Genomic DNA, 24,810 nt, shown 5'->3' on the forward strand with positions numbered 1-24,810 from the left:
AAAATTATTCAATGGTGCTGACCAATATGAAGAAATTAACCCCACTGTAGGTTTTAATGCACGATTAAGCGGATCTTTTTTAATTTTTGCATTATAGGAATTTAGTTGTTTTTCGTAATTTTTGTTCGGAAAAAGAAATCACTATCTGGATATTTTTTCGCTTATTCGTCCAGTGTTTTTTAGCCGATTCGCAAATGTATACAACATTACTCCTATTTAATTTGGTAAATTCTTTCGAAATGGTTAGTTTATTATTATCAGCGTCATATAAGCTTTTTTGTGCATGTGCCAGTTCAAAAGGTCGTTGACCACAAGTGTAAATACCTAGCATCAGTAAAGACTTTAAATCTTGTTCTAATTCAAAGGGAGACTCTTTAAAAATTAAGTCAATTTTTCTTATTTCAGCGAATGATAGATAACGTTCTCCAGGTTTACTCGCATTCATTTTTTGAATGTTAGTTGTTGGATTATGAGGGATGTTAAATTCGATTCCATTTGCTACAGATGTTCCTAGTGGATCATTGTCAGCAACTATTCCATAAGCGAACACTGCATGAAGTTTTTTTCTTATCTTATCAGCTTGTGCCAGAAAACCATTTTTAGCCCAACTTTGAAGCCATTGCGTGACTTGTGCTGGTGTGATTTCGTTTGCTGTTTCATTTCCAGTTATCAACTTTCGTTTGATTAGTTGATCCAGCAATATTTTGTATTCGTTAACAGTGCTTCTATGTCCCTCTCTTTCTTTGTATGCGATAAAAGCCGCAAATAGCTCTCTTAATGTCCCATAGCTCATTTTCTTAACGAAATTTTCAGTTCTTACTTTGTGCGTCATGCCTGCTAACTCAGCATAGCGCTGGCTGGCCTGATCAAGCGTGTAGTGAGGCCAATCTCCCAATGTTTTAAATTTACGTTTACCGTCTAACTGGAAGCGATAGACAAAAGATTTACGCCCTGATGGAAAAACCTTGATCCCGAGTCGCCCTGTTCCGCGAGTCCCATCATTTCTAAAAACGTAGTAAGATTGGTCAGTAGCTTTAAGGTTTTTTATAACGCTATCGTTTAACCGCATGTTGTTTCTCCTTTGCATAACGATTGCATACAATCTGCATAACAGCGGGTGATGTTGTGGGTGCTGTTACTATAAAATCGTATGCACGTATTTGAGATTTCACAATCTGTTAAATCAACTATAAAATCATAGTGTTATGATTGAGTTGCGATTAAATTACAGTCAATAATTTTGAACGATGTAGGCCTTATCCGGCCTACAAAATCTGCGCCATCAGGCAATAACAAACTATACGGTCAGCGATTCAACCACTTCAATCCAGCCATGCTCGGTGGCAATATCCTGATCGTTAAGCCAACGACGTAGCATATTCAGTGCCATCATCGCGCAAATCTCCTGACGTACCGGCAGGCTGTAGCGATTAGCGCTAAGTCGCACGCGCAACGCGTGTGTACCTTCAGGCGTTGCCAGCGCAAAGTTAATATGTTCGTTTTCGAACCCCGATACCGCCAGTGCCAGCTCGGCATAATGTTTGCCGCGTCGCTCGGTTATCCAGTGCGCGGTTTGCGCCAGCGTCTCTTCCTGAGAAGGCACCACTTCACTGGCTAACAGCGGGGCGTTGACGCGAGAAAGCTGGAGGGCAACCAGGCCCGCGGTAAATTGTTCACTGAGCGTCAGGCTGTATTGCCGTTCCTGCAACGTGCGTGCAATTTGCGCGGGCAGCCCTTCCGTGCCTTCAAAAATCATATTCTGCCCGGCAACCCGCTTCACTTCCGGCCAGAGCGCCAACATCGCTTCACGTTGGGAATCCGGCCCAGTCAACTTCAACTCGATAATCGGCATTGATGAGCGATACCCCATCGTGACCCCGGCAGGCAAGGGCAGCGGATCCAGACTTTGCGCCAGCTCGCTTTCAGAACGGCCAAAGGTGGTTAGTCGCAGGCATAGCGGAGGTTGGGAGAGTGAGAATCGCTCCCGCAAGCGCGGCAGGATCTCATGCTCGATCATCACTTTAAACTCTGACGGAACGCCCGGCGTAAAGAACATCAAACAGCGGTTGAGCTTCACGGCGAATCCGCAGGCGGTACCCACTGGGTTATTGATAAACTCGGCGCTGGCAGGTAATTCAGCCTGCTTACGGTTACTCGGTGCCATAATACGACCGCGTTCGCGGAAGTAATGCTCCATCTGAGCAAGCCATGCCTCGTGCAGCACCAGCCCTTCGCCTTTTGCCGTTGCCGCAGCCAGCGCGCTCAAATCATCGCTGGTTGGCCCTAAGCCACCATTCACAATCAATACATCGGCATGTTCGCTGCGTTCGCGCAAAATGGCGACCAGGTCGTCGAGATTGTCGCCCACCGTGTTGCGACGCGTTAACGGTAATCCCTGATTGAAGAAAAAATCAGCCAGCCAGGCGGCATTGGTGTCGACGATCTGGCCGTGCAACACTTCATCCCCGGTGGATAGCATCTCCACGTTTAACATTGTGTTCTCCTGCTTATGCAATGAAAACACTATAACGCAATGGCGGGGGAACATGGAGGATGGAAAGAAAATGAGAAGTAAAAACAGGCGCAGCAGAACGCCGCGCCAGGGACATCAGAAGCTGGCATTAACCCCAACGTATGGGCCATCAGCAATCGCGTTGTCACGGTTGCCATCTTTACCCGCCAGGTTCAGGTAGCGATAACCGGCTTCGATGCTCAGCGGACGAATAATGGTCAGACGCGCGCCAGCATTGGCTTCTTCATAGCTATCAATGCCGCTGGAAAGCGAATCCGGAGAGTAGTAGTACTCACCAAACAGACGGAAGCTGTCACCAATCGGCCACTGTAAACCGCCACCAACCGCCGCCGCATAGCCTTCATCGCCATCGTTTGGATTCGTGTAAACGCCTTTACCGCCAACGGTAGCCAACATAGGACCAATCGGGATATTCAAGCCCAGGCCAAGCCCGGCAACATCACCATCGTCATCGTTATGCATCCAGTTGCCACTAACAGCCAAACCAGAGGACTCGGTACCCATGCCAAATCCAAGATTGGTATAATCTTCACCGGCCTGGCCGCTGATGCTTATCGCGTTAGCCGACGCACTAACAAACAGCATTCCGGCAAGACCCAATAAAATACTTTTTTTCATTTTCTATCCTTTCCAGCAAGAAACTAAACATAGCCCCAAAACCGCTGGATTGTACTGCCTGATGGCGAGGAATCAATGAGCTAAAAAAGCGATGCAATAACATATTGTAACCAGATACTACTCAGAATGTTTAGTAAAGGTTAAGTTAACGGCCAATTTACGCCGCAGCAAGGGCCTGAGGCAGATTTTCCGTCATCGCATTTATTTAATCCCTCTTCTCCTTTAAATCGGCAATCACGCATTTTTTCTGCCCCTGGTAACAGGTAAGATGAGTATAAGATGGACTCACTGAACAGACCCACTAAGGAACAGGCTGATGCGTCAAAGAACGATTGTTTGCCCATTAATTCAAAATGAAGGGTGTTATTTACTGTGTAAAATGGCCGACGATCGCGGCGTGTTCCCCGGCCAGTGGGCGCTTTCAGGCGGCGGCGTTGAACCCGGTGAGCGTATCGAAGAGGCCTTGCGTCGGGAAGTGCGTGAAGAGTTAGGCGAGCAGCTGGTGCTCACAGAGATTACTCCGTGGACCTTTAGCGATGATATTCGCACCAAAACCTATGCTGATGGTCGCCAGGAAGATATCTACATGATTTATCTTATCTTCGATTGTGTTTCAGCCAATCGCGCGGTGCAGATTAACGAAGAGTTCCAGGACTTCGCCTGGGTTAAACCGCAAGATCTCGCCCATTACGATTTGAACGTCGCCACACGCAAAACGTTAAAACTGAAAGGACTACTGTAGTTTTTGTCACGATGAAATTGGCTGTATGTGTACCGGCATTGCTTAATTTTTTAATAAAAGGAAGCCATGCCGGCATGGGCATTGCGAAAAAACAAAATAAAAAACATTTAATATTCAATTCCATAGATATAAAACCCAACAAACATCACATTATTTTCCAACCTTAAACTCTTAAGGATAAATTAACCTTCAATCATTAACCTTTGCAGCCTGATGATGTAATTAACGACGACCCTGTTTATTACCAAAATAAATATGCGACGACGTTTAATGGCTTGAAGGAATAATGATGTCTGACTTTTTGCCTTTCTCTCGCCCAGCCTTCGGTGCTGAAGAGCTTACCGCCGTCAAGGCCGTTCTGGACTCTGGCTGGATAACTACCGGCCCTAAAAATCAGCAACTGGAAGAGGCATTCTGTCGGCTGGCGGGAAACCAACATGCCATTGCTGTCTGCTCTGCTACAGCCGGTATGCATATCACGCTGATGGCGCTGGGGTTGGGCCAGGGTGATGAGGTTATCACCCCATCGATGACATGGGTTTCCACTCTCAACATGATTGTCCTGCTGGGTGCGACGCCAGTGATGATCGATATCGACCGTGATACGCTGATGGTCACCCCCGCACAGATTGAAGCCGCGATAACCCCGCGTACCAAAGCTATCATTCCGGTGCATTATGCAGGCGCCCCAGCCGATCTTGATGCAATTTATGCTATCGGCGAACGTTATGGCATCCCGGTCATCGAAGACGCCGCCCACGCGGTGGGAACCTTATACAAGGGCCGTCATGTTGGCGCGCGCGGTACGGCAATTTTCTCCTTTCACGCCATCAAAAATATCACCTGCGCGGAAGGGGGTCTGATTGTTACCGACAACAGCGCGCTCGCCCAACATCTGCGTAGCCTGAAATTCCACGGTCTGGGCGTGGATGCCTATGACCGGCAAACCTTTGGTCGTGCACCGCAGGCGGAAGTTATAACCCCGGGGTACAAGTACAATCTGACCGACATCAATGCCGCTATCGCCCTGACGCAACTGGATAAACTCGCATCATTGAATACGCGTCGCGCTGAAATTGCGCACCACTATCAGCACGCGCTGGCCGACACACCTTTTCAGCCACTGAGCTTGCCGCAATGGTCGCACGTTCACGCCTGGCATCTGTTTATTATTCGTGTTGACGAGGCGCTCTGCGGCTTGAGCCGGGATGCCTTAATGGAAGCACTGAAGGCTAACGGTATCGGTACGGGTCTGCATTTTCGCGCGGCGCACACGCAAAAGTATTATCGCGAACGCTTCCCCGCCCTGTCGCTCCCCAACACAGAATGGAATAGCGCACGCATCTGTTCGCTGCCGTTATTTCCCGACATGACCGACGACGACACCCAACGCGTCATCACGGCACTTCACCAGATAGCAGGATAATGACCATGTTTGAAGCCACGCCGATCAAAAAAGTCTCGGTGGTCATTCCCGTTTATAACGAACAGGAAAGCTTGCCAGAGTTAATCAGACGTACCTGTGCCGCCTGCGAAAAACTGGGGAAAGACTATGAAATCCTGCTTATTGATGACGGCAGCAGCGATGACTCCGCACAGTTGATGATGGAAGCCTCACAGGCTCGCAGCAGCCACATTGTCTCTATTCTGCTGAACCGAAATTACGGGCAACACTCGGCGATTATGGCCGGTTTCAGCCACGTCACTGGCGATTTGATCATCACACTGGATGCAGACTTGCAGAACCCACCAGAAGAGATCCCACGTCTGGTCGCCACCGCAGATCAGGGCTTCGACGTGGTCGGAACGGTACGCCAGAACCGGCGGGATAGTCTCTTTCGTAAGACCGCATCAAAGATGATCAACCATTTGATTCAACGTACCACCGGCAAAGCAATGGGGGATTATGGCTGCATGCTGCGCGCCTATCGCCGGCATATCGTCGATGCCATGCTGCATTGCCAGGAGCGCAGCACCTTCATTCCCATTCTGGCCAATATCTTTGCCCGTCGCGCGACGGAAATCCCGGTGCACCATGCAGAACGTGAATTTGGCGACTCTAAGTATAGTTTTATGCGTCTGATTAACCTGATGTATGACCTGGTGACCTGCCTGACCACCACGCCGCTGCGCATGCTGAGCCTGCTGGGTAGCGTGATTGCCGCAACGGGTTTCACCCTGTCCGTCCTGCTGGTCGTGCTTCGCCTGACGCTAGGTCCGCAGTGGGCTGCTGAAGGGGTATTTATGCTGTTTGCCGTGCTGTTTACGTTTATCGGCGCACAGTTCATTGGTATGGGTTTACTCGGCGAATATATCGGTCGCATCTATAACGATGTCCGCGCCCGCCCCCGCTACTTTGTTCAACACGTTATTCGTCCACACACTACGCAGTCAACCGAGGAAAACCACGCATGAAAGCTGTCGTATTTGCTTATCACGATATGGGATGTCAGGGGATTCAAGCTTTGCTGGATGCGGGTTATGACATCACTGCTATTTTCACACACACCGATAACCCAAGTGAAAAAGCGTTTTTTGGCTCCGTTTCCCGGCTTGCCGCCAGCGCAGGGATCCCGGTCTACGCCCCGGACAACGTCAATCATCCGCTGTGGGTTGAGCGTATCAGCCAGTTCGCCCCTGATGTCATTTTTTCGTTCTATTATCGCCATTTACTCAGCGATGAGATTCTTAGCCTCGCCCCTGTGGGCGCATTTAATCTGCACGGCTCGCTGCTGCCGAAATATCGCGGTCGCGCCCCGCTGAACTGGGTCCTGGTCAATGGCGAAAAGGAAACGGGGGTCACGCTTCACCGCATGGTCAAACGTGCTGATGCCGGTGCCATTATTGCCCAGCAGCGTGTTGCTATTTCACCCGATGATGTGGCGTTAACATTGCATCATAAACTGTGCCAGACTGCCCGCCATGTTCTGGAACAGGCGCTGCCCACCATCAAAACGGGTAACATTCAAGAAATGCCACAACAGGAAACCGATGCCACCTGCTTCGGTCGCCGCACGCCGGACGACAGCTTCCTCGACTGGAGCTCTCCTGCGGCGCAGTTGCATAATCAGGTACGTGCGGTCTCCGATCCCTGGCCCGGCGCGTTTAGCTATGCAGGAACACAAAAATTTACCGTCTGGTCATCACGCCCATGTACGAATACCATCGGCGCACAACCGGGCACCGTGATAAGCGCATCGCCATTGCAAATAGCCTGTGCCGATGGCGCACTTGAAATCATTACCGGGCAAGCGGGCGATGGCATTGCCATGCAAAGTTCACAGCTGGCGCAGGTTCTGGGTCTGGTCGTGGGGTCTCGCCTGAACGGCCACCCGGTATGCGCCAGCAAACGTCGCACGCGTGTCCTGATCCTCGGCGTGAACGGTTTCATCGGTAACCACCTGACCGAACGTCTGCTGCAGGAAGATAACTACGAGGTTTATGGGCTGGATATCGGCAGCGATGCGATTGGACGATTCTTGCAACACCCTCGCTTCCATTTTGTCGAAGGCGACATCAGTATTCATTCTGAATGGATTGAATACCATGTAAAAAAATGCGACGTCGTACTGCCGCTGGTGGCGATTGCCACGCCAATTGAATATACCCGCAACCCGCTGCGCGTCTTTGAGCTCGATTTCGAAGAAAACCTGAAAATCATTCGCTACTGCGTGAAATACCGCAAGCGCATCATTTTCCCGTCAACGTCCGAAGTGTACGGCATGTGTAGCGATAAGGTCTTTGATGAAGACAGCTCAAACCTTACCGTCGGCCCGGTCAATAAGCCGCGTTGGATCTATTCCGTTTCTAAGCAGCTGCTGGATCGCGTTATTTGGGCATATGGCGAAAAAGAAGGACTGCGCTTCACGCTGTTCCGTCCGTTTAACTGGATGGGACCACGCCTCGACAGCCTGAATGCTGCCCGTATCGGGAGCTCACGCGCCATTACTCAGTTGATACTCAATCTGGTGGAAGGGTCGCCCATTAAGCTGATTGAAGGCGGTAAGCAGAAGCGTTGCTTTACTGATATTCGTGACGGCATTGAAGCACTGTTCCGCATCATAGAAAACGCCGGTGGACGCTGCGACGGCGAGATTATCAACATCGGTAACCCGGATAACGAGGCCAGCATCCAGGAACTGGCAGAAATGCTGCTGAGCTGCTTTGAAAAACATCCACTGCGCCAGCACTTTCCGCCGTTCGCCGGTTTCCGTGACGTTGAAAGCAGCAGCTACTATGGTAAAGGTTATCAGGACGTTGAACACCGTAAACCGAGTATTGGTAATGCCCGACGCTGCCTGAACTGGGAGCCGACCATCAACATGCAGGAAACGGTAGAAGAGACGCTCGATTTCTTCTTACGCAGCGTGGACATCACGGAACATGCCTCATGACTCACGTTGGCTTGCGCATTGATGTCGATACCTTCAGGGGGACGAGCGAAGGCGTGCCCCGCCTGCTGGAGACATTAAACCGACATAACGTTCGGGCAAGTTTTTTCTTTAGCGTTGGACCTGACAACATGGGACGCCATCTCTGGCGTCTGGTGAAACCGCAATTTTTGTGGAAGATGCTGCGCTCAAACGCCGCCTCCCTCTATGGATGGGATATTTTACTGGCCGGTACCGCGTGGCCAGGAAAAGAAATAGGCCAGGCAAATGCCGCCATTATTGCGCAAGCCGCCCGGGTTCACGAAACCGGCCTGCACGCCTGGGATCACCATGCCTGGCAGGCGCGAAGTGGCAACTGGAATGACAAACAACTGATTGATGATATTTCACAGGGTATTACCGCGCTCGAGACCATCACCGGACGCCCCGTCACCTGCTCTGCCGTTGCCGGCTGGCGAGCCGATGAACGCGTCGTCCACGCAAAAGAAGCCTTTAACCTGCGCTACAACAGCGACTGTCGTGGCACTTCAATATTCCGCCCGCTGCTTGCGACGGGGAAAGCCGGCACGCCGCAGATTCCCGTCACCTTACCAACCTGGGATGAAGTTATTGGCCGGGAAGTACAGGCTGTCGACTTCAATGCCTGGATCCTGTCCCACATGCTGATGAACACAGGAACCCCGGTGTACACCATTCATGCGGAAGTTGAAGGGATCGCCTGTCATCACGATTTTGACGACTTGCTGACTCGAGCCGCTGATGCAGGCATTACGTTTTGCCCGCTCGGTGAACTTCTGCCGGACGATATCAGTACGCTGCCGACAGGCCAGGTCGTTCGCGGCAAAATACCCGGCAGAGAGGGATGGCTCGGCTGTCAGTACCCGTGGAGTGCGCCACGATGAGATATCTACGTTATACCGTGGCGTTTATCGCTTTTATTGTGCTGTATTATATTTTTCCCATCAATAGCCGCCTGCTGTGGCAGCCTGACGAAACGCGCTATGCTGAAATTAGCCGGGAAATGCTCAACTCGGGCAACTGGGTAGTCCCGCACTTTTTAGGATTACGCTATTTTGAAAAACCCGTTGCCGGGTACTGGCTGAACAGTCTTGGGCAATGGCTGTTTGGTGCCACCAATTTTGGCGTCAGGGCGGGCGCTATTTTTGCCACGCTCCTCACTGCGCTACTGGTGGCCTGGCTTGCCCTGCAACTATGGCGAGATAAGCAGACTGCGATACTCTCTTCGCTTATATTTTTAACGTTTTTTTCAGTCTACAGCATCGGCACCTACGCGGTACTCGACCCGATCATCGCGCTATGGTTGATGGCAGGTATGTGCTGTTTTTGGCAAGGTATGCAGGCCACCACGAAAACCGGCAAAATCATCGCATTTTTGCTGTTGGGACTGACCTGCGGCATGGGGGTGATGACCAAAGGTTTTCTCGCCCTTGCGGTCCCGGTTCTCAGCGTGCTGCCGTGGGTATTTGTACAAAAACGCTGGAAAGATCTCTTTATCTACGGCTGGCTGGCAGTGATCGGCTGTATTGCCATCGTCCTGCCGTGGGGAATCGCTATTGCACAACGCGAGCCTGACTTCTGGCGTTACTTTTTCTGGGTCGAACATATTCAGCGCTTCGCGCAGGCGGATGCCCAACATAAAGCCCCGCTCTGGTACTACCTGCCCGTCCTTATCGCAGGCAGTTTGCCCTGGCTTGGTCTTCTTCCTGGCGCGCTGCGAACGGGCTGGCGTGAACGGGATATCCCGCGTAGCGCGCTATATCTGCTGGGCTGGATTGTCATGCCGATTCTGTTTTTCAGCATCGCCAAAGGAAAACTACCCACCTATATACTTTCCTGCTTCGCGCCGTTGGCTCTCCTCACCGCGCGTTTCGGCCTGCAGGCGGCTGAGAAAGGTTCTGTTGCCCTGCGCGTTAATGGCGGGATCAACATCCTCTTTGGGGTGTTCGGCATTGTCGGCACCTTCGTTGTTTCTACGCTGGGGCCGTTGTCGTCCCCTGTCTGGACGCATATTGAAACCTATAAGGTTTTTCATTCGTGGGGCATCTTTCTCATCTGGACTTTTTTTGGCTGGTATACACTCACCAATAGCGAAAAAACGTGGAAATATGCCGCATTGTGCCCGCTGGGTCTGGCGCTGTTGTTTGGATACGCGGTACCCGACAGGGTCATGGAAGCGAAACAACCGCAGTTTTTTGTTGAGATGACAAAAGAGTCAATACAATCAAGTCGTTACGTGCTTGCAGACAACGTTGGCGTCGCCGCGGGCCTCGCCTGGAGCCTGAAACGCGATGACATCATCCTGTACGGGCAAATGGGCGAGCTAAAATATGGCCTGAATTATCCCGATGCCCGTGGCCGTTTTGTCAGTCAGACTGACTTTCCCGACTGGTTAGCACAACATCGTCAGGAGGGTATTATTACGCTGGTGCTGTCGATTGATAAGAACGAAGATATTAATCAACTTGCCATTCCACCCGCAGATTACGTTGATAATCAGGGGCGTCTGGTCTTGATTCAGTACCGGCCCAAATGATCTGGCTGGCGTTAGTCCTCGCCAGTCTGCTCAGCGTAGGCGGGCAACTGTGCCAGAAGCAGGCCACCCGCCCGATGCCTGTCCGCGCGCGCAAACGCCACATTGCGTGGTGGATTAGCCTTGCTCTGGCAAGCCTTGGGGGGGCGATGCTGTTATGGCTGGTGGTATTGCAGAACATCCCGGTTGGCCTGGCCTATCCGATGCTGAGCCTTAACTTTGTCTGGGTCACGCTGGCCGCCTGGAAAATCTGGCAAGAGCCCGTCACGAAGCGCCACTGGCTGGGCGTGGGGCTGATTATCACCGGTATCTTTATTCTTGGGGGCGCGGTGTAATGGGGATATTCTGGGGGCTGTGTAGCGTCATTATCACCTCTGTTGCCCAGTTAAGTCTGGGCTATGCGATGAATAACCTGCCGCCGATGCTGCATCCGTTGCGATTTATGGAGGTGCTATCTTCTGCAAACGTCGGGGCGTTAACGCTGTACGCAGGGCTGGCGGGATATTTACTCTCGGTTATCTGCTGGCACCAGGCCCTGCACCGACTGGCACTGAGCAAGGCCTACGCCTTGCTCAGTCTGAGCTACGTGCTGGTGTGGCTCGCCTCAATGTTCTTACCTGGCTGGCAGGGAACATTTTCATGGCAGGCGCTCATCGGCGTGCTGTGCATTATGGCAGGTCTTATGACGATTTTTCTCGGACCCAGTCCAGCAACGCGCGGCGAGAAACCTTAATGCCGCCATTTTTCAGCTCTGGCGGTAATTCCAGCCAGCGCACCGGCTGCTGAAAACGGGCCAGCTTATCTTTCACCCATTCAGCAAGGTTGGCATCATCCGCACGGGCATCGTATTCAACGACCGCCACCGGACGATGACCAAACTCATGGTCTTCCAGTGGAACAACAAAAGCTTGCAGCACCTGTGGATGCGCGGCGATCACGCGTTCCACCTCTTCTGGCTGAATACCTTCCCCGCCGCTAAAGAACAGGTTGTCCATGCGACCGACAATCGTGAGCTTACCGTCGTTTAACATGCCGCGATCGCGGGTAGCAAACCAGCCCTCGCCATTAACCAGCGGAATAAGCTGTCCGTTACGCCAGTAACCTGATGCCATGCTGGCAGCGCGCAGCCAGACTTCGTCCTCCACGATTTTGATCTCTCTACCCGGCAAGGCGGAACCGACATCGCCCAGGCCATCGGCTTCTTTAGCGCAAACCGTGGAAGCAAACTCCGTCAGCCCGTAACCGCACCAACAGCGAATCCCTTGCTCGCGCGCCTGCTCAGTCAGCTCAACCGGGATGGCCGCGCCCCCGAGCAGTACCGCTTTCAACGTGACCGGCGCGTTGTTAACCAGCAAACGCCAAAGCTGCGTCGGCACCAGCGAGGCATGGGTACAGCCCGCCAGCATCTTTTCCAGCGGTTGTTTGTCGCGCACGGTCATGCGCGCACCGGCCAATAACCAGCGCCACAAAATACCCTGACCGGAAACATGAAACAGCGGCAGCGAGAGCAGCCAGTCATCTTCTGTACCAAACGGTATTAAAGACAACACTCCCTGCGCGCTCGCCAAATGAGCCTGACAGGTATGTACCGCTGCCTTGGGCAACCCGGTTGAACCCGATGTGAGCGTCATTGAACTCAAACGCAGAGGCAGCCAGTCGGCGGCATATTCGCCAGACGATTGTTGGATCTGCAGCGGCATCAGCCCCGGAAAGGAGCTTTCGCCTTGCAGATCCAGCGAAAAACGCAGCGTTAAATCAGGGATCAACGCATCCAGCAGTAGCCGCGGCAGCTGCGGATTCACCGGTAGCACTCGCGCCCCACTCTGCAACAACGCCAGCCAGGTAAGCGTTGACGAAGGGGTATTCCAGGCACGCAGCAGCACGCCGTCGCCCTCTTTCACCCCCTGAGCGGCAAACCCCGTGGCCAGCGCGTCGACGCGCGCACAGAGCTCGCGCCAGTTCAGCACCTCATCATTGAGGCGTAACGCTGGCGCCTCTGCCCGAACCTGCCGCCAGTGACGCCACGGCCAGTCGGTAAACGTCGTCGCCAGGCCCGATAAGCGAGTGTTATCGGGCATGTCCTGCACGGTCATAGCAGTTGTTCCAGCGCGTCCACGTCGATACACGGCAAGGTACTACCAGGCCAGCTTCGAACCTGCTGGCACTGCATCAGGCTCAGCGTATCCAGACCCGGTATGGTCTGCGGTGTCAGCCAGGCGGCAATCCGCGCGAGTTGGGTTAACCCCAGGCTCGACTCAATAGACGAACTGATCACCGCAGTGAGTCCGAGCGCATGCGCGGCAGCAACCTGCTCGCGAACCTTGTCCAGACTGCCGGTGAGCGTAGGCTTGATGATCACCGCACTTACGCCTTCTTCCGCCATAAAGGTAAAGTCGGATTCACGCAGACTTTCATCCCATGCAATGGCAATCCCGGTTTCCCGCGCAAAGGCGCGAGAATCATCACGGGTTTTGCACGGCTCTTCGAGGAAGGCAATGCGCCCGCGATAATCCGGATTGACGTATTTCGCAAACTGCTGTGCCTTCAGTGGTGTCCAGGCGCGGTTAGCATCAAGACGTAAATGCAGATCGGGGATCGCCTCCAGCAGCAGGTTGGCCACCATGCCGTCACGTACAGCTTCATACAGGCCAACTTTGATCTTCGCGACTTTTTCACCCGGCATGTCCGCCAGTTGCAGCACCAGATCGTCAGGATCTCCAGTACACAGCGGCGCGGCGCGATAATTCGCCGCCTCCGGCAATGTCCCTTCAAGCTCGGCGAGTGCACAACTTGTCCCAAAGGCCACCGAAGGCAGCTGTGGTAAAGAGGAATCCCCCTGCAGCCAGCCGTTTACCCAGGCCAACAGAGCCGTTTGCGCCTCTTCCCAGGTTTCCTGGCTGAAGCCCGGCAAGGGGGAGATCTCTCCCCATCCTTCACGCTCACCGTCACGAAGACAAACATACAGCCCGTCACGCGTTTTTAACCGCCTGTCACGCAAAATCACCCCCGCGTCCATGGGGATCTGCCAGCGGTATACCTGCGCGCTACGCATTACGGATTCCGTTTGAATTTGCTGAAGTCAGGCTGACGTTTCTGGTTGAACGCGTTACGGCCTTCCTGACCTTCTTCTGTCATGTAGAACAGCATGGTGGCGTTACCGGCCAGTTCCTGCAGACCCGCCTGACCATCGCAGTCGGCGTTCAGCGCCGCTTTCAGGCAGCGCAGCGCCATTGGGCTATTTTGCAGCATTTCACGACACCAGCGCACGGTCTCTTTTTCCAGATCCGCCAGCGGAACTACGGTGTTGACCAGGCCCATATCCAATGCCTGTTTCGCATCGTACTGACGGCACAGGAACCAGATTTCACGCGCTTTTTTCTGACCGACGATACGGGCCATATAAGACGCACCCCAACCGCCGTCAAAGGAACCCACTTTCGGGCCCGTCTGACCAAAGATGGCGTTTTCAGCCGCGATAGTCAGGTCACACATCATGTGCAGCACGTGGCCGCCACCAATGGAATAACCCGCAACCATCGCTACAACCGGCTTCGGACAGGTACGGATCTGGCGCTGGAAGTCCAGCACGTTCAGGTGATGTACGCCGGAGTCATCCTGGTATCCGCCGTAGTCGCCGCGTACTTTCTGATCGCCGCCCGCACAGAATGCTTTGTCGCCAGCACCGGTCAGGATAATCACGCCGATATTGTCGTCATAGCGCGCATCAGACATCGCCTGAATCATCTCTTTGACGGTAACAGGACGGAAAGCATTGCGTACCTGCGGACGATTGATGGTGATTTTTGCGATACCGTCGGTGGATTTTTCATAGCGAATGTCGGTATAGCCTTCAGAGCAATCGAGCCATTCTACCGGTGCGTAAAGCATTGTTTCATCAGGATAGATCATAAAATGTCCTTTAGTCAGCGACGCAGAATCTGAGCCAGACAGTCTACCACGCCCGCGGGATTGTCCCGGTGCGCGTTGTGTCCGGCGTGAGGAATCACATGGTTCGGTACAGACATTTCCGTCGCCAGAGCGCGGAATTTATCGTCACGTTCACCACATAAATAATAAAACGGAAATGTGCGCGTGGTGAGCGGCGCACGTAAATCGGGTTGACCCGCCAGCGAGGTGGCCTCCAGCATGGCGGCAAGCGTAACGCCATTGTTCTGGCTACGCAGCTCAACCAGCGCCTGGCGTTGCACAGGGCTTAGCGAGGCGAAAACCGGCTGTTGATACCAGTCGTTAAAAACATCCCGTAACGGTTCGTGGCGAAAACGTGCGGCCCAGCGACTGTCACCAAGGCGACGTTGCGTGCGCTCGTCTTCACTTTGCAGCCCCGGATGCCCGCCTTCGACCACCAGGCCGCAAAGCCCTGACATCCCCTGGCAAGCCGCCATCATCGCCACTCTGCCACCAAGAGAATATCCCACCAGCCAGTAGTTAAGTATGTTGTAACTAAATAAAGTGTTACGCAGCAATTCGCTGACATCATCAAATCCGCTGACGTGAATATCCGCAGAACCGCCGTGTCCGGGCAAATCAATATACAGCCGTGAACAGTCCGCAAACTGCTCCCCGACCGACTGCCATTCCCGGCAATCGCCGGAGAAGCCGTGCAGGAAAACCAACCAGGGGGCATCCGCCTGGCCCGTGTTCACCTGCGCGTGCAGGATCATAGATGACTCACCTGCGCCAACAGTTGCTGCAGGGTTTGCGCCCCGTCAGTTTCATTAACCACCAGCTCAATCACCGTGGCGGCCGGAGTACGCCAGGCTCCCGCCAGCACGCGCTCCAGCTGTTCCCAGTTTTCCGGACGGTGATATTTTAGGTTAAACATCGCTGCCGCATGATCAAAATGGACGTTCTGCGGCATCAGATAGAACCGTTCACGCTCACTTTGCGGCGTCGGCAGCAGGGAGAAAATCTGCCCGCCGTTATTGTTCACCACAATCAGGACAAACGGTGCGGAGACCTGGCGCAATAAGGCCAGCGCATTCAGATCATACAGCGCCGATAAGTCACCGACGATGGCCAGCGTCGATTTCGCGCTGGCTCGCTGTACACCTGCCGCGGTTGACAGTAGACCGTCAATACCGCTGGCCCCGCGATTACTGTATACCGGGTACCCTGCCGGAAGCTGCGACAATGCGTCAATCAGACGTACCACCAGGCTGTTACCGACAAACAGCTGGCCCTGTTCAGGCAGATACTCGCGAATGCGGTGCGCCAGCTGCGCTTCACCAAACGCCTCGCGACGTGCTGCCACCGTCTGCCATGCTTGTTCCGCGAGGCGCGGAATATCGACGCACCAGGGCTGACGTTTCTCTGCCGGATGCAGATCCAGCCAGTCGCCAACCTTCGCGACTAACCTGCGCCCACGATGATGAGCGGGATCCAGCCGTCCTTCGATATTGTCGACAATCCAGTATTCTTGCGGGTTACAGGTGGCCTGCCATTGCAACAGACGTTTTCCGGTCAGGCTGCTGCCCAACTGCACCACAATCTGTGCCTGCTGTAATTCGGTCACCGCTTTCGCATTGCCCAACCACAGGTCGGCACACGGCAGCGGCTGTCCGGTTTGCGACAGCACATCGCCAATCAGCGGCCAGCCTAACGTCTGTGCCCACAGCGCGACTTTCTTACCCTCTTCCGCCGTCATGCGCCCGGCAATCACCACACCGCGCTTTTGCCGCCAGAAGAACCAGTCGCGCTGTTTGTCACTTTCCAGCCGACGCGCTTCGCGCAGCCAGGGCTTATCATCCTGCCACCAGTCACCCAGGCGCTGCTGCCACTCAATGCCCGTGTCGTCCATCTCGCCATACAGCGGCTCCGCAAACGGGCAGTTAATGTGTACCGCACCGCTGTGCAGTGAAGCCATGGCATTATCGAGGGTGGAAACCAGCCAACTGGCGGGAATGTCCTGCGTCGGACGCGGTAAAGAGAGCGTTTGCGATGGATGAGAAGCAAACATTCCCGGCTGACGAATCGCCTGATTCGCCCCGCAGTCGATAAGCTCAGGCGGTCTGTCCGCCGTGAGTAAAATCAGTTTTTCACCGGTCAGACCGGCTTCGATAAGCGCCGGATACAAATTCGCTACTGCCGTACCGGAGGTCACAATCACCGCCACCGGCTGCCGGCTGACCTTGGCCAGACCTAAAGCCAGATGCCCCAACCCGCGCTCGTCAAAGTGGGTATGGTGGATAAAGGCAGAATTTACCGCTGCGGCCAGCGTCAATGGCGTCGAACGAGAGCCAGGCGCAATGCAAACATGCCTGACGCCGTGGCGAGTGAGTGCTTCCAGTATGACCGCCGCCCAGCGTCGGTTAAATGCGCTTACTGACATAAGATTGTCCGGTATCAATATTGCGACACAGTATAAAGAATCGAATAAATGGATTTTTGATATGAGTCGATAATGTGTGACTCATTAGGCTTCCATCTGTAATAAAGTACGTAAACCCGCCGCTTTATTGTCTATTTCCTGCCATTCTTGTTCGGGATCAGAGCCGCGTACAATCCCGGCCCCGGCGTACAGACGCACCACGTTACCGCTAATTTTCGCTGAACGTAGCGACACGCAAAACTCGCTTTGCCGCAGGGAGAGATATCCCGCAGAGCCTGCATACCATTCCCGTTCAAAAGGTTCATTATGCTGGATGAATGCGCGCGCCCGTTCACGCGGAATGCCCGCCACTGCCGCGGTCGGCTGAAGCTGCATCAGGCAAAGTGTGTCATCCGGCTGATTCAGCGCCGTCCAGATACAGCGGCGCAGATGCTGTACTTTGCGCAGTCTGAGCACCTGCGGCGGCAGCACGTCGAGGGTTTGCGTACAGTTTTGCAGTCGCTGACAGATATCTTCCACCACCAGCATATTCTCACGCTGGTTTTTATCGTCCTTCATCAGCCACTCACCGAGCTGCCAGGCCCGGTGGTCGTCAGGATGATTAGCGACGGTTCCGGCCAGCGCCTCGGTACGCAGCGCCGTATCACGCCGTCGATACAGACGTTCAGGCGACGATCCCAAAAAAGCGCACTCGGCGGAAAACGCCATAAAGAAATGGTAGCAGTTAAGGTTTAAGCGACGACTGGAGGCCATCACCGACGCGGCGTTCACCGGCTGTGAGAACTGTAAATCGGTCGCCCGCGCCAGCACCACTTTGTCGAGCGCTTCCCCGGCAATGGTTTGGGTAGCAAGTTCAATCAGGCGCGTCCATCCCGCTTTATCTGGCCAGTGCTGTTCAGCGGTTAAATTCAGGCGCAGGGCGGGAAGCGGCTTCACGTTGGCAAGCGTTGAGAGAAATGCGCGCGCGTGGACGGCATCTTCTTGCAGCGACACGTCGCTATACAGGTGTAACCGTAAGGTCGCCACGCCTGCACAGCGCCGCCATTCCAGGCGAGGTAGCAGTAAATTGCCGCGCTGGGGTTCAAACGCATTCAGGCCCCAGATGCGTAGTTCAGGATGGTATTCATGCTGGCGTAAAAACTGCTGAGCGGCGACCAGCGAGGAAAACGTTGCCACGGCCCCCAGCACGGCGGCTTCTTCATCGCCGTTACGTTGTTGCCAGTAAAACTGCGGCCAGACGGATTGACTGGCCAGCCAGCCTAAAGCGTCGAAAGCATCATTCAGCGGGAAAGGGATGTCGTAAATACGAATGCCAGGTGCTGCCGGTATCTCTTGCGTCAAAAGGCGCATCAGATTTTCCAGCGCAGTAGTAATTGAATGCACGCAGACCTCTCCCTGTTAAAAACCTCTCATTATACGGGGTACTGACGAGAAAAAGCAGTACCCCCGTTTAGGGAGTACTGACAAATGCAATGAAGGTGTCGAATTTATCGCCGTGCTAACAATAAACCCATCACTAAACCGACCGTTGCACCCACGCCGATCCCGCGCCACGGTTTATCATGCACATAGTCATCTGCCCGGCAAACGGCCTTTTTCGCGCGATAATAATAGCTGTCCGAAGCGTGGCTGACGCGATTTCTCACCTCTTCTAACGCCTGCTCGGCTTTCGCTTTTAACGCCAGGTACTTCTGGTCAGCAGGATCGCCCGACGAGCGCAGTACTTCTTCCAGCGTTTCGCTGAGTAATTCCAGGTCATCATCAATACGTGATTCATAAGAATGAAAAGACATTATTTTCTCCCTTTCTATTTACGTACCCGCTAACTATAGACGACCTGAGCTGTTTACGCTTGATGTCCCTCACGCGCCATGCCGATGTGCGGAATGCCATCTTCATCATAGATATCCGTCACCGGAACGAAACCAAAGCGCGCGTAGAACGGTTGCAGATGCGCCTGCGCGCCCAGATACAACGCCTTGTGCGGCCAGTGCTGAGCACAGGATTCAAGCGTCTGCGTCATCAACTGCTGTCCCAGTTTTTCCCCGCGTAACGCAGCGCTGACAATCACCCGGCCAATAACCACCGGTTCAAGATCGTCGTCGCTTTTCAGAATCCTCGCATACGCTACCAGTTGCTCATTATGCCACCCCAGAAGGTGTCGGTTTTCACCCGTCAGGTCATCGCCGTCCACATCCTGATACGGGCACTGTTGCTCAACAACAAATACCGCACAGCGTAACTGAAGAATGGCATACAGTTGCTGGACGGTCAGTTCTGTATGGTGGAGATCTTGCCAGTGAATCATTGTCTGCCCCTTGGTTGTGATAACCTGAACACCCTGCCTTATTAATGGCGAAAAGTGTAATACAAAGATGGAATTAATTTTTTTAGGCACGTCTGCGGGTGTTCCCACGCGCTCCCGCAATGTAACGGCAATATTACTCAATCTGCAACATCCTACGCAGGCGGGATTGTGGCTTTTTGATTGCGGCGAAGGAACGCAGCACCAGATGCTGACCACGCCGTTCAATCCGGGAAAACTCGAACGTATTTTTATCAGCCATCTGCATGGCGATCACCTTTTTGGCCTGCCTGGACTGTTGTGCAGCCGCTCGATGGCCGGAAACGTCCAGCCGTTGACGCTGTACGGGCCAAAAGGGTTACGGGAATTTACCGAGACCGCATTACGCCTGAGCGGCTCCTGGACCGATTATCCGCTGGAGATTGTGGAAATTACCGCCGGAGAAATTCTCGACGACGGTCTGCGTAAAGTGACGGCTTTCGCGCTGGCGCATCCGCTCGAATGCTACGGTTTTCGCGTTGAGGAACATGACAAACCCGGTGCGCTTGACGCCAGCGCGCTAAAGGCAGCCGGCGTTAAGCCAGGACCGTGGTTCCAGGATCTCAAAGCCGGTAATACCGTCGTGCTGGAAGATGGCCGTTCCCTTAACGGTGCTGATTTTCTCGCCCCGGCAATACCGGGCAAATCCGTGGCGATATTTGGCGATACCGCGCCGTGCGTCGCCGCCCTCGAACTGGCAAAAGGTGTGGATGTGATGGTACATGAAACCACGCTGGACGCCTCGATGGAAGAAAAGGCCAACAGTCGGGGACACAGCTCCACCCGTCAGGCCGCGATGCTGGCGCGAGAGGCAGGCGTCGGCCGATTGATTATGACCCACGTCAGCTCGCGTTATGATGAAAAAGGCTGCCAACGTTTGCTCGAAGAGTGTCGGGCGCTGTTTCCGGCAACTGAACTGGCGCACGATTTCGCCATTTTCACGGTTTAACGCTCTATTTTTCCGCCTCAGTGCCGATAACAGTGAAAAGGCTGGCGTTCACACTGAGGACAGGATGAATAATATTCAGAAAGACATTGATGACAGGACAAACCTAACCCTGTCTAACCGCTTTGAACTGCTGCTGTTTCGCCTCGGCACATCGCTGGATGAGCAGAAATCAGAGCTATTTGGCATCAACGTATTTAAGCTGCGCGAGATTGTCCCGATGCCCGCATTTACGCGTCCGGCGGGAATGAAAGCCCCGCTGCTGGGCATGGTGAATATTCGCGATCAGGTGATCCCGGTGATCGACCTGCCCGCCGTTGCCGGATGCAAGCCCGAGACCGGACTGAATATCCTGTTGATCACCGAATACGCCCGCAGCGTGCAGGCGTTTGCAGTAGAGTCAGTGGAAAACATTATGCGCCTCGACTGGCAGCAGGTGCATACCGCTGAGAAAGCCGTCAACGGTCGCTATATCACCAGCATCGCCTGCCTGGATGACAACAAAGAGACCAACAACCTGGCGCTGGTTCTCGACGTCGAACAGATCCTGTATGACATTGTGCCGTCAAACCACGATCTGCGCGCCGCCCACCTGGAGACCAGTAAATTCAATATCACCCCAGGTGCCGTGGCAATTGTGGCAGAAGACTCCAAGGTCGCCCGCGCGATGCTGGAAAAAGGGCTTAACGCCATGAACATTCCGCACCAGATGCATGTCACCGGCAAAGATGCGTGGGAAAAAATTCAGCAGCTGTCCCTGGAAGCGCAGGCGGAAGGCAAGCCCATCAGCGAGAAAATTGCGCTGGTGCTTACCGATCTGGAAATGCCGGAGATGGACGGTTTTACGCTGACCCGCAAGATTAAGACCGATGAACGCCTGAAGAAGATCCCGGTCGTCATCCACTCATCCCTTTCCGGCAGCGCCAATGAAGATCACGTGCGCAGAGTGAAGGCCGATGGCTACGTGGCGAAGTTCGAGATCAACGAGCTGTCTTCCGTAATCCAGGAAGTGATGGAGCGCGCGGCGAAAGACATTAATGGGCCACTGGTGAGCCGCCAGATTTCAGCCTGACTGAACTCTGCACATAAAAAAACCCGCCGCGGCGGGTTTTTTCGTTTCAGCGTTTCGCTTACATCAGCGGCGTCGCTAACTGCACGATGCTGATCAGCGGTTGCGGGTAGATACCCAGCACCAGCACCAGCAGCGCAGAGATCAACACCACGATACCGCCCGCGCTGTACTGCCAGTTAGATGGTGCATCGCGGTTCAGTTGCTGCGGTGCGCTCAGGTACAGGCTCACGGCAACGCGCAGGTAGTAGTACAAACCAATCGCGGAACCGACCACCACGGCGGCAACCAGCCACCACAGGTTAGCCTGCACACCGACGGCCAGTACGTAGAACTTACCGATAAAGCCCAGCGTCATCGGGATACCCGCCAGAGACAGCATCATCACCGTCATCACTGCCGCGAGGATCGGACGATGCCAGAACAGACCACGGTAGGAGAACAGTGAATCCGCATCCGGACCACGATAAGGGCTGGACATCAGGCTGACCACACCGAACGCGCCGAGGCTGCTGAACAGATAACCAGCCAGGTACACGCCTACCGCTTCCATCGACATCTCGCCACTTTGCAGGGCAATCAGCGCCACCAGCAGGTAGCCGAGGTGAGAGATAGACGAATAACCAAGCAGACGCTTGATGTTGGTCTGGCTCAGCGCCATCAGGTTACCGAAGATGATAGAGGCAAAGGCAATCACGCCCAGCACAATACGTACCGCTTCGCTGTCGCCAACCGGCGCGTACAGGAACAGACGCATCACCACGCCGAAGATAGCGATTTTGCTCGCCGTCGCCAGGAAGGTGGACACCGGAGCCGGTGCACCCTGGTAGACGTCTGGCGTCCACAGGTGGAACGGCACCAGAGAGAGCTTAAAGCCCAGACCGACGATCATCATCCCGAAGCCTGCCAGCAGCAGCGGTTCGTTCAGCATACCGTCGCCGAGGCTCTTACCGAGTGCCACGAACGACAGGTTGCCGGACTGCGCGTACACCAGCGCCATACCGAACAGCAGGAATGAAGACGCTGCGGCAGACAGAATGGTGTATTTGATACTGGCTTCCAGCGAGCGTTTCTGACGAAACGCATAGCCCACCAGACCAAACAGCGGCAGAGAGATCAGTTCGATACCGAGGAACAACGCCGCCAGATGGTTAGCGTTAGCCAGCAGAATCCCGCCCAGCGCGGCAATCAACACCAGCAGGTAGAACTCTTCCCGGTTGTCGTCATAGCCTTCCAGCCATGGGTAGGCAAAGGTACAGGTAGCAAGGCTCGCCAGCAGGACCATCCCGGTGTAGAGCATCGCGAAACCGTCAACCCGCATCAGCGGGGTGACGTCCATGGCGCCTGCCTGGCCAACAAACCAGAGCGAAACCAGCGCGGCGTTAAGCCCAATGACCGACAGCGTGGCATTGAGGAAGTGATTGCGTCGCCACGCAATGGAGAGCATCACAACCACCACCGTCAAGCCGACGATCAGCAGCGGTAGCAGCGCAATCAGGTGTTGTGGAGTTATTGTCATGGCGATTTACGGCCTTGTAGTAGTAACGGAATTAACAAACCACTGCTGGATGTTGCTCATCGCAGAATGCGAGGTATCCAGAATCGGCTGCGGATAGAAGCCAAGCAGTACCAGAAGCACGACCAGCAACAGGATGATAAACAGCTCACGCAGCGACATCCCTGGCAGTTCAACACTGGCAATCTGGCTTTTCGCTTTACCGAAGTAAGCGCGATGCAGCATCGCCAGCGAGTAAACAGAGGCAAACACCAGACCGAAGGTCGAGATCACGGTAATGACCGGAACCACCTGGTAGCTGCCGAACAGAATCATAAATTCGCCAACGAAGTTACCGGTTCCCGGCATACCCAGCGTACAGACCGCGAAGAACATCGACAGCGCAGGCAACCATTTCATTTTGCCCCACAGGCCGCCCATCATACGCATATCACGCGTATGCAGACGTTCGTACAGCTGACCACACAGAATGAACAGACCGGCTGCAGACAGACCGTGCGCAATCATCTGGATAACCGCACCCTGGTACGCCAGCTGGCTGCCGGTGTAGATGGCAATCAACACGAAGCCCATGTGCGAGACGGAGGTGTAGGCAATCAGACGCTTGATATCATACTGATTAAAGGCCATCCACGCGCCGTAGAAAATACCGATAACACCCAGCCACATAGCGATAGGTGCGAACTCCGCAGACGCGTTCGGGAACAGCGGCAGGGAGAAGCGCAGCAGACCGTAGGCCGCGGTTTTCAGCAAAATCCCCGCCAGGTCAACGGAACCTGCGGTCGGTGCCTGGGAGTGCGCGTCTGGCAGCCAGCCGTGCAACGGAACCACCGGCATTTTCACCGCGAAAGCGATGAAGAAGCCCAGCATCAGCAGATATTCCACGCCGTGGGACATCGGGGTGTTCAGCAGTTCTTCATAGTTGAAGGTCCAGACACCGGTGGCTTTGTAGTGCACAAATACCAGCGCCAGGATGGCAATCAACATCACCAGACCACTCGCCTGGGTATAAATGAAGAACTTGGTGGCCGCCGTGATACGCGTTTTACCGTCGGACGCTTTATGCCCCCACAGCGCGATCAGGAAGTACATCGGCACCAGCATCATTTCCCAGAAGAAGAAGAACAGGAACATGTCGATGGCCAGGAACACGCCGATAACGCCGCCGAGGATCCACATCAGGTTCAGGTGGAAGAAGCCCTGGTACTTTTCAATTTCATTCCAGGAACACAGCACCGCCAGAACACCGAGCAGACCGGTCAGCACCACCATCAGCAGCGACAGACCGTCGATAGCTAAATGAATAGAGATGCCAAAGCGCGGGATCCACGGCATGACGAACTCAGACTGCCACTGCGGAATACCAGCGGATTGCGTCAGTGAATAGCCGCCCTGCAACCACAGTTGCAGGCCAAGCGCCAGCGTCAGTCCCATGGTAATCAGCGCGATCCAGCGCGGTACCTTCACGCCAAAGCGTTCAGTCTGCCAGCACAGGAAACCACCGATAAAGGGGATTAATATCAACCAAGGTAATAACATAGCTAAGTATGTCCCTTATATTTATTCCTGCTCAGGCTATCTCACTCGTCAGCCCAAATCCCGGCAGTGCTCGCAATCCTCACGTACTTCAGTACGCTCCGGTTGCTCTGCGCTGGCGGTATTCGGTCTGACTTCGCCGATGACGCCTGTACTTCAGGAACAGATTTTCAACAAATTCTAAAAATTATTTTTGGGTTTGTAGGCCGGATAAG

At 54.1% G+C, this 24,810-nt stretch carries 23 protein-coding genes; 10 read left to right on the top strand and 13 right to left on the bottom strand.

Going from position 1 to position 24,810, the window contains the following annotated elements:
* Positions 1 to 91 precede the first annotated feature (91 nt).
* The 3 genes from IMQ48_RS00090 to IMQ48_RS00100 form a co-directional block, all read right to left on the bottom strand.
* On the bottom strand, positions 92 to 1,069 hold the full coding sequence (locus IMQ48_RS00090; RefSeq protein WP_196207418.1) for an Arm DNA-binding domain-containing protein: 978 nt from the start codon (positions 1,067 to 1,069) through the stop codon (positions 92 to 94).
* Positions 1,070 to 1,297: 228 nt separating this feature from the next.
* Entirely contained in the window at positions 1,298 to 2,494 is a 1,197-nt protein-coding gene (locus tag IMQ48_RS00095) for a nicotinamide mononucleotide deamidase-related protein YfaY (protein WP_196207419.1), read from the bottom strand.
* A 114-nt stretch (positions 2,495 to 2,608) separates the two neighbouring features.
* Positions 2,609 to 3,151, bottom strand: a complete 543-nt coding sequence (locus IMQ48_RS00100; RefSeq protein WP_196207420.1) for a YfaZ family protein — start codon at positions 3,149 to 3,151, stop codon at positions 2,609 to 2,611.
* Positions 3,152 to 3,467: 316 nt separating this feature from the next.
* Here IMQ48_RS00100 and nudI point away from each other — a divergent pair, with 316 nt between their 5' ends.
* The 8 genes from nudI to arnF all read left to right on the top strand — a co-directional run bounded on the left by nudI (position 3,468) and on the right by arnF (position 11,568).
* A complete protein-coding gene (gene nudI / locus IMQ48_RS00105; protein ID WP_196207421.1) occupies positions 3,468 to 3,893 on the top strand; it encodes a nucleoside triphosphatase NudI in 426 nt (141 codons plus the stop codon).
* Between the two features lie 289 nt (positions 3,894 to 4,182).
* Positions 4,183 to 5,319 (top strand): UDP-4-amino-4-deoxy-L-arabinose aminotransferase, encoded by a 1,137-nt coding sequence (gene arnB, locus IMQ48_RS00110; RefSeq protein ID WP_196207422.1) that lies wholly within the window; start codon positions 4,183 to 4,185, stop codon positions 5,317 to 5,319.
* A 5-nt stretch (positions 5,320 to 5,324) separates the two neighbouring features.
* Positions 5,325 to 6,308 carry an undecaprenyl-phosphate 4-deoxy-4-formamido-L-arabinose transferase gene (arnC, locus tag IMQ48_RS00115; RefSeq protein WP_196207423.1) on the top strand — a complete coding sequence of 328 codons (984 nt, stop codon included), beginning with the start codon at positions 5,325 to 5,327 and terminating at the stop codon, positions 6,306 to 6,308.
* Positions 6,305 to 8,287: a bifunctional UDP-4-amino-4-deoxy-L-arabinose formyltransferase/UDP-glucuronic acid oxidase ArnA gene (gene arnA, locus IMQ48_RS00120; protein ID WP_196207424.1), complete on the top strand. Its 1,983-nt coding sequence runs from the start codon at positions 6,305 to 6,307 to the stop codon at positions 8,285 to 8,287. Before arnC ends, arnA begins: the two co-directional genes overlap by 4 nt.
* Positions 8,284 to 9,186, top strand: coding sequence for a 4-deoxy-4-formamido-L-arabinose-phosphoundecaprenol deformylase (gene arnD, locus IMQ48_RS00125; RefSeq protein WP_196207425.1), 903 nt, complete (start codon positions 8,284 to 8,286; stop codon positions 9,184 to 9,186). Before arnA ends, arnD begins: the two co-directional genes overlap by 4 nt.
* Positions 9,147 to 10,838, top strand: a complete 1,692-nt coding sequence (gene arnT / locus IMQ48_RS00130; RefSeq protein WP_370551819.1) for a lipid IV(A) 4-amino-4-deoxy-L-arabinosyltransferase — start codon at positions 9,147 to 9,149, stop codon at positions 10,836 to 10,838. The genes arnD and arnT overlap by 40 nt, the downstream gene beginning before the upstream one ends.
* Entirely contained in the window at positions 10,835 to 11,170 is a 336-nt protein-coding gene (gene arnE, locus IMQ48_RS00135) for a 4-amino-4-deoxy-L-arabinose-phosphoundecaprenol flippase subunit ArnE (RefSeq protein WP_196207427.1), read from the top strand. Before arnT ends, arnE begins: the two co-directional genes overlap by 4 nt.
* Positions 11,170 to 11,568, top strand: a complete 399-nt coding sequence (arnF, locus tag IMQ48_RS00140) for a 4-amino-4-deoxy-L-arabinose-phosphoundecaprenol flippase subunit ArnF (RefSeq protein WP_196207428.1) — start codon at positions 11,170 to 11,172, stop codon at positions 11,566 to 11,568. Before arnE ends, arnF begins: the two co-directional genes overlap by 1 nt.
* On the opposite strand, the gene menE is transcribed toward arnF, so the two are convergent.
* From menE to IMQ48_RS00180, 8 genes are all read right to left on the bottom strand, one after another.
* A complete protein-coding gene (gene menE / locus IMQ48_RS00145; protein ID WP_196207429.1) occupies positions 11,516 to 12,928 on the bottom strand; it encodes an o-succinylbenzoate--CoA ligase in 1,413 nt (470 codons plus the stop codon). The genes arnF and menE overlap by 53 nt on opposite strands.
* A complete protein-coding gene (gene menC, locus IMQ48_RS00150) occupies positions 12,925 to 13,887 on the bottom strand; it encodes an o-succinylbenzoate synthase (RefSeq protein ID WP_196207430.1) in 963 nt (320 codons plus the stop codon). Before menC ends, menE begins: the two co-directional genes overlap by 4 nt.
* Positions 13,887 to 14,744, bottom strand: coding sequence for a 1,4-dihydroxy-2-naphthoyl-CoA synthase (gene menB, locus IMQ48_RS00155; RefSeq protein WP_096756386.1), 858 nt, complete (start codon positions 14,742 to 14,744; stop codon positions 13,887 to 13,889). Before menB ends, menC begins: the two co-directional genes overlap by 1 nt.
* A 14-nt stretch (positions 14,745 to 14,758) precedes the next feature.
* Entirely contained in the window at positions 14,759 to 15,517 is a 759-nt protein-coding gene (menH, locus tag IMQ48_RS00160) for a 2-succinyl-6-hydroxy-2,4-cyclohexadiene-1-carboxylate synthase (RefSeq protein WP_196207431.1), read from the bottom strand.
* Positions 15,514 to 17,184, bottom strand: a complete 1,671-nt coding sequence (gene menD, locus IMQ48_RS00165) for a 2-succinyl-5-enolpyruvyl-6-hydroxy-3-cyclohexene-1-carboxylic-acid synthase (protein WP_196207432.1) — start codon at positions 17,182 to 17,184, stop codon at positions 15,514 to 15,516. The genes menH and menD overlap by 4 nt, the downstream gene beginning before the upstream one ends.
* Positions 17,185 to 17,268: 84 nt before the next feature.
* Entirely contained in the window at positions 17,269 to 18,567 is a 1,299-nt protein-coding gene (menF, locus tag IMQ48_RS00170; RefSeq protein ID WP_196207433.1) for an isochorismate synthase MenF, read from the bottom strand.
* Positions 18,568 to 18,671: 104 nt separating this feature from the next.
* Positions 18,672 to 18,977 carry a stress response protein ElaB gene (elaB, locus tag IMQ48_RS00175; RefSeq protein ID WP_196207434.1) on the bottom strand — a complete coding sequence of 102 codons (306 nt, stop codon included), beginning with the start codon at positions 18,975 to 18,977 and terminating at the stop codon, positions 18,672 to 18,674.
* Positions 18,978 to 19,030: 53 nt separating this feature from the next.
* Positions 19,031 to 19,492, bottom strand: coding sequence for a GNAT family N-acetyltransferase (locus tag IMQ48_RS00180; protein ID WP_196207435.1), 462 nt, complete (start codon positions 19,490 to 19,492; stop codon positions 19,031 to 19,033).
* A gap of 67 nt (positions 19,493 to 19,559) precedes the next feature.
* On the opposite strand from IMQ48_RS00180, the gene rbn reads away from it, so the two are divergent.
* The gene (gene rbn, locus IMQ48_RS00185; protein WP_196207436.1) at positions 19,560 to 20,477 is read left to right on the top strand and encodes a ribonuclease BN; all 918 of its coding nucleotides are present in this window, start codon (positions 19,560 to 19,562) and stop codon (positions 20,475 to 20,477) included.
* 64 nt (positions 20,478 to 20,541) lie between these two features.
* Entirely contained in the window at positions 20,542 to 21,546 is a 1,005-nt protein-coding gene (locus IMQ48_RS00190; RefSeq protein WP_196207437.1) for a chemotaxis protein, read from the top strand.
* 58 nt (positions 21,547 to 21,604) lie between these two features.
* Here the strand turns inward: IMQ48_RS00190 and nuoN are convergent, their stop codons facing one another.
* Positions 21,605 to 23,062, bottom strand: a complete 1,458-nt coding sequence (gene nuoN / locus IMQ48_RS00195) for an NADH-quinone oxidoreductase subunit NuoN (protein WP_115257911.1) — start codon at positions 23,060 to 23,062, stop codon at positions 21,605 to 21,607.
* 6 nt (positions 23,063 to 23,068) lie between these two features.
* Positions 23,069 to 24,598 carry an NADH-quinone oxidoreductase subunit M gene (gene nuoM / locus IMQ48_RS00200; RefSeq protein WP_117343410.1) on the bottom strand — a complete coding sequence of 510 codons (1,530 nt, stop codon included), beginning with the start codon at positions 24,596 to 24,598 and terminating at the stop codon, positions 23,069 to 23,071.
* Positions 24,599 to 24,810 lie beyond the last annotated feature (212 nt).

Origin of the sequence: Citrobacter sp. Res13-Sevr-PEB04-36 (assembly GCF_015672735.1) — a bacterium.
Lineage (GTDB): Bacteria > Pseudomonadota > Gammaproteobacteria > Enterobacterales > Enterobacteriaceae > Citrobacter.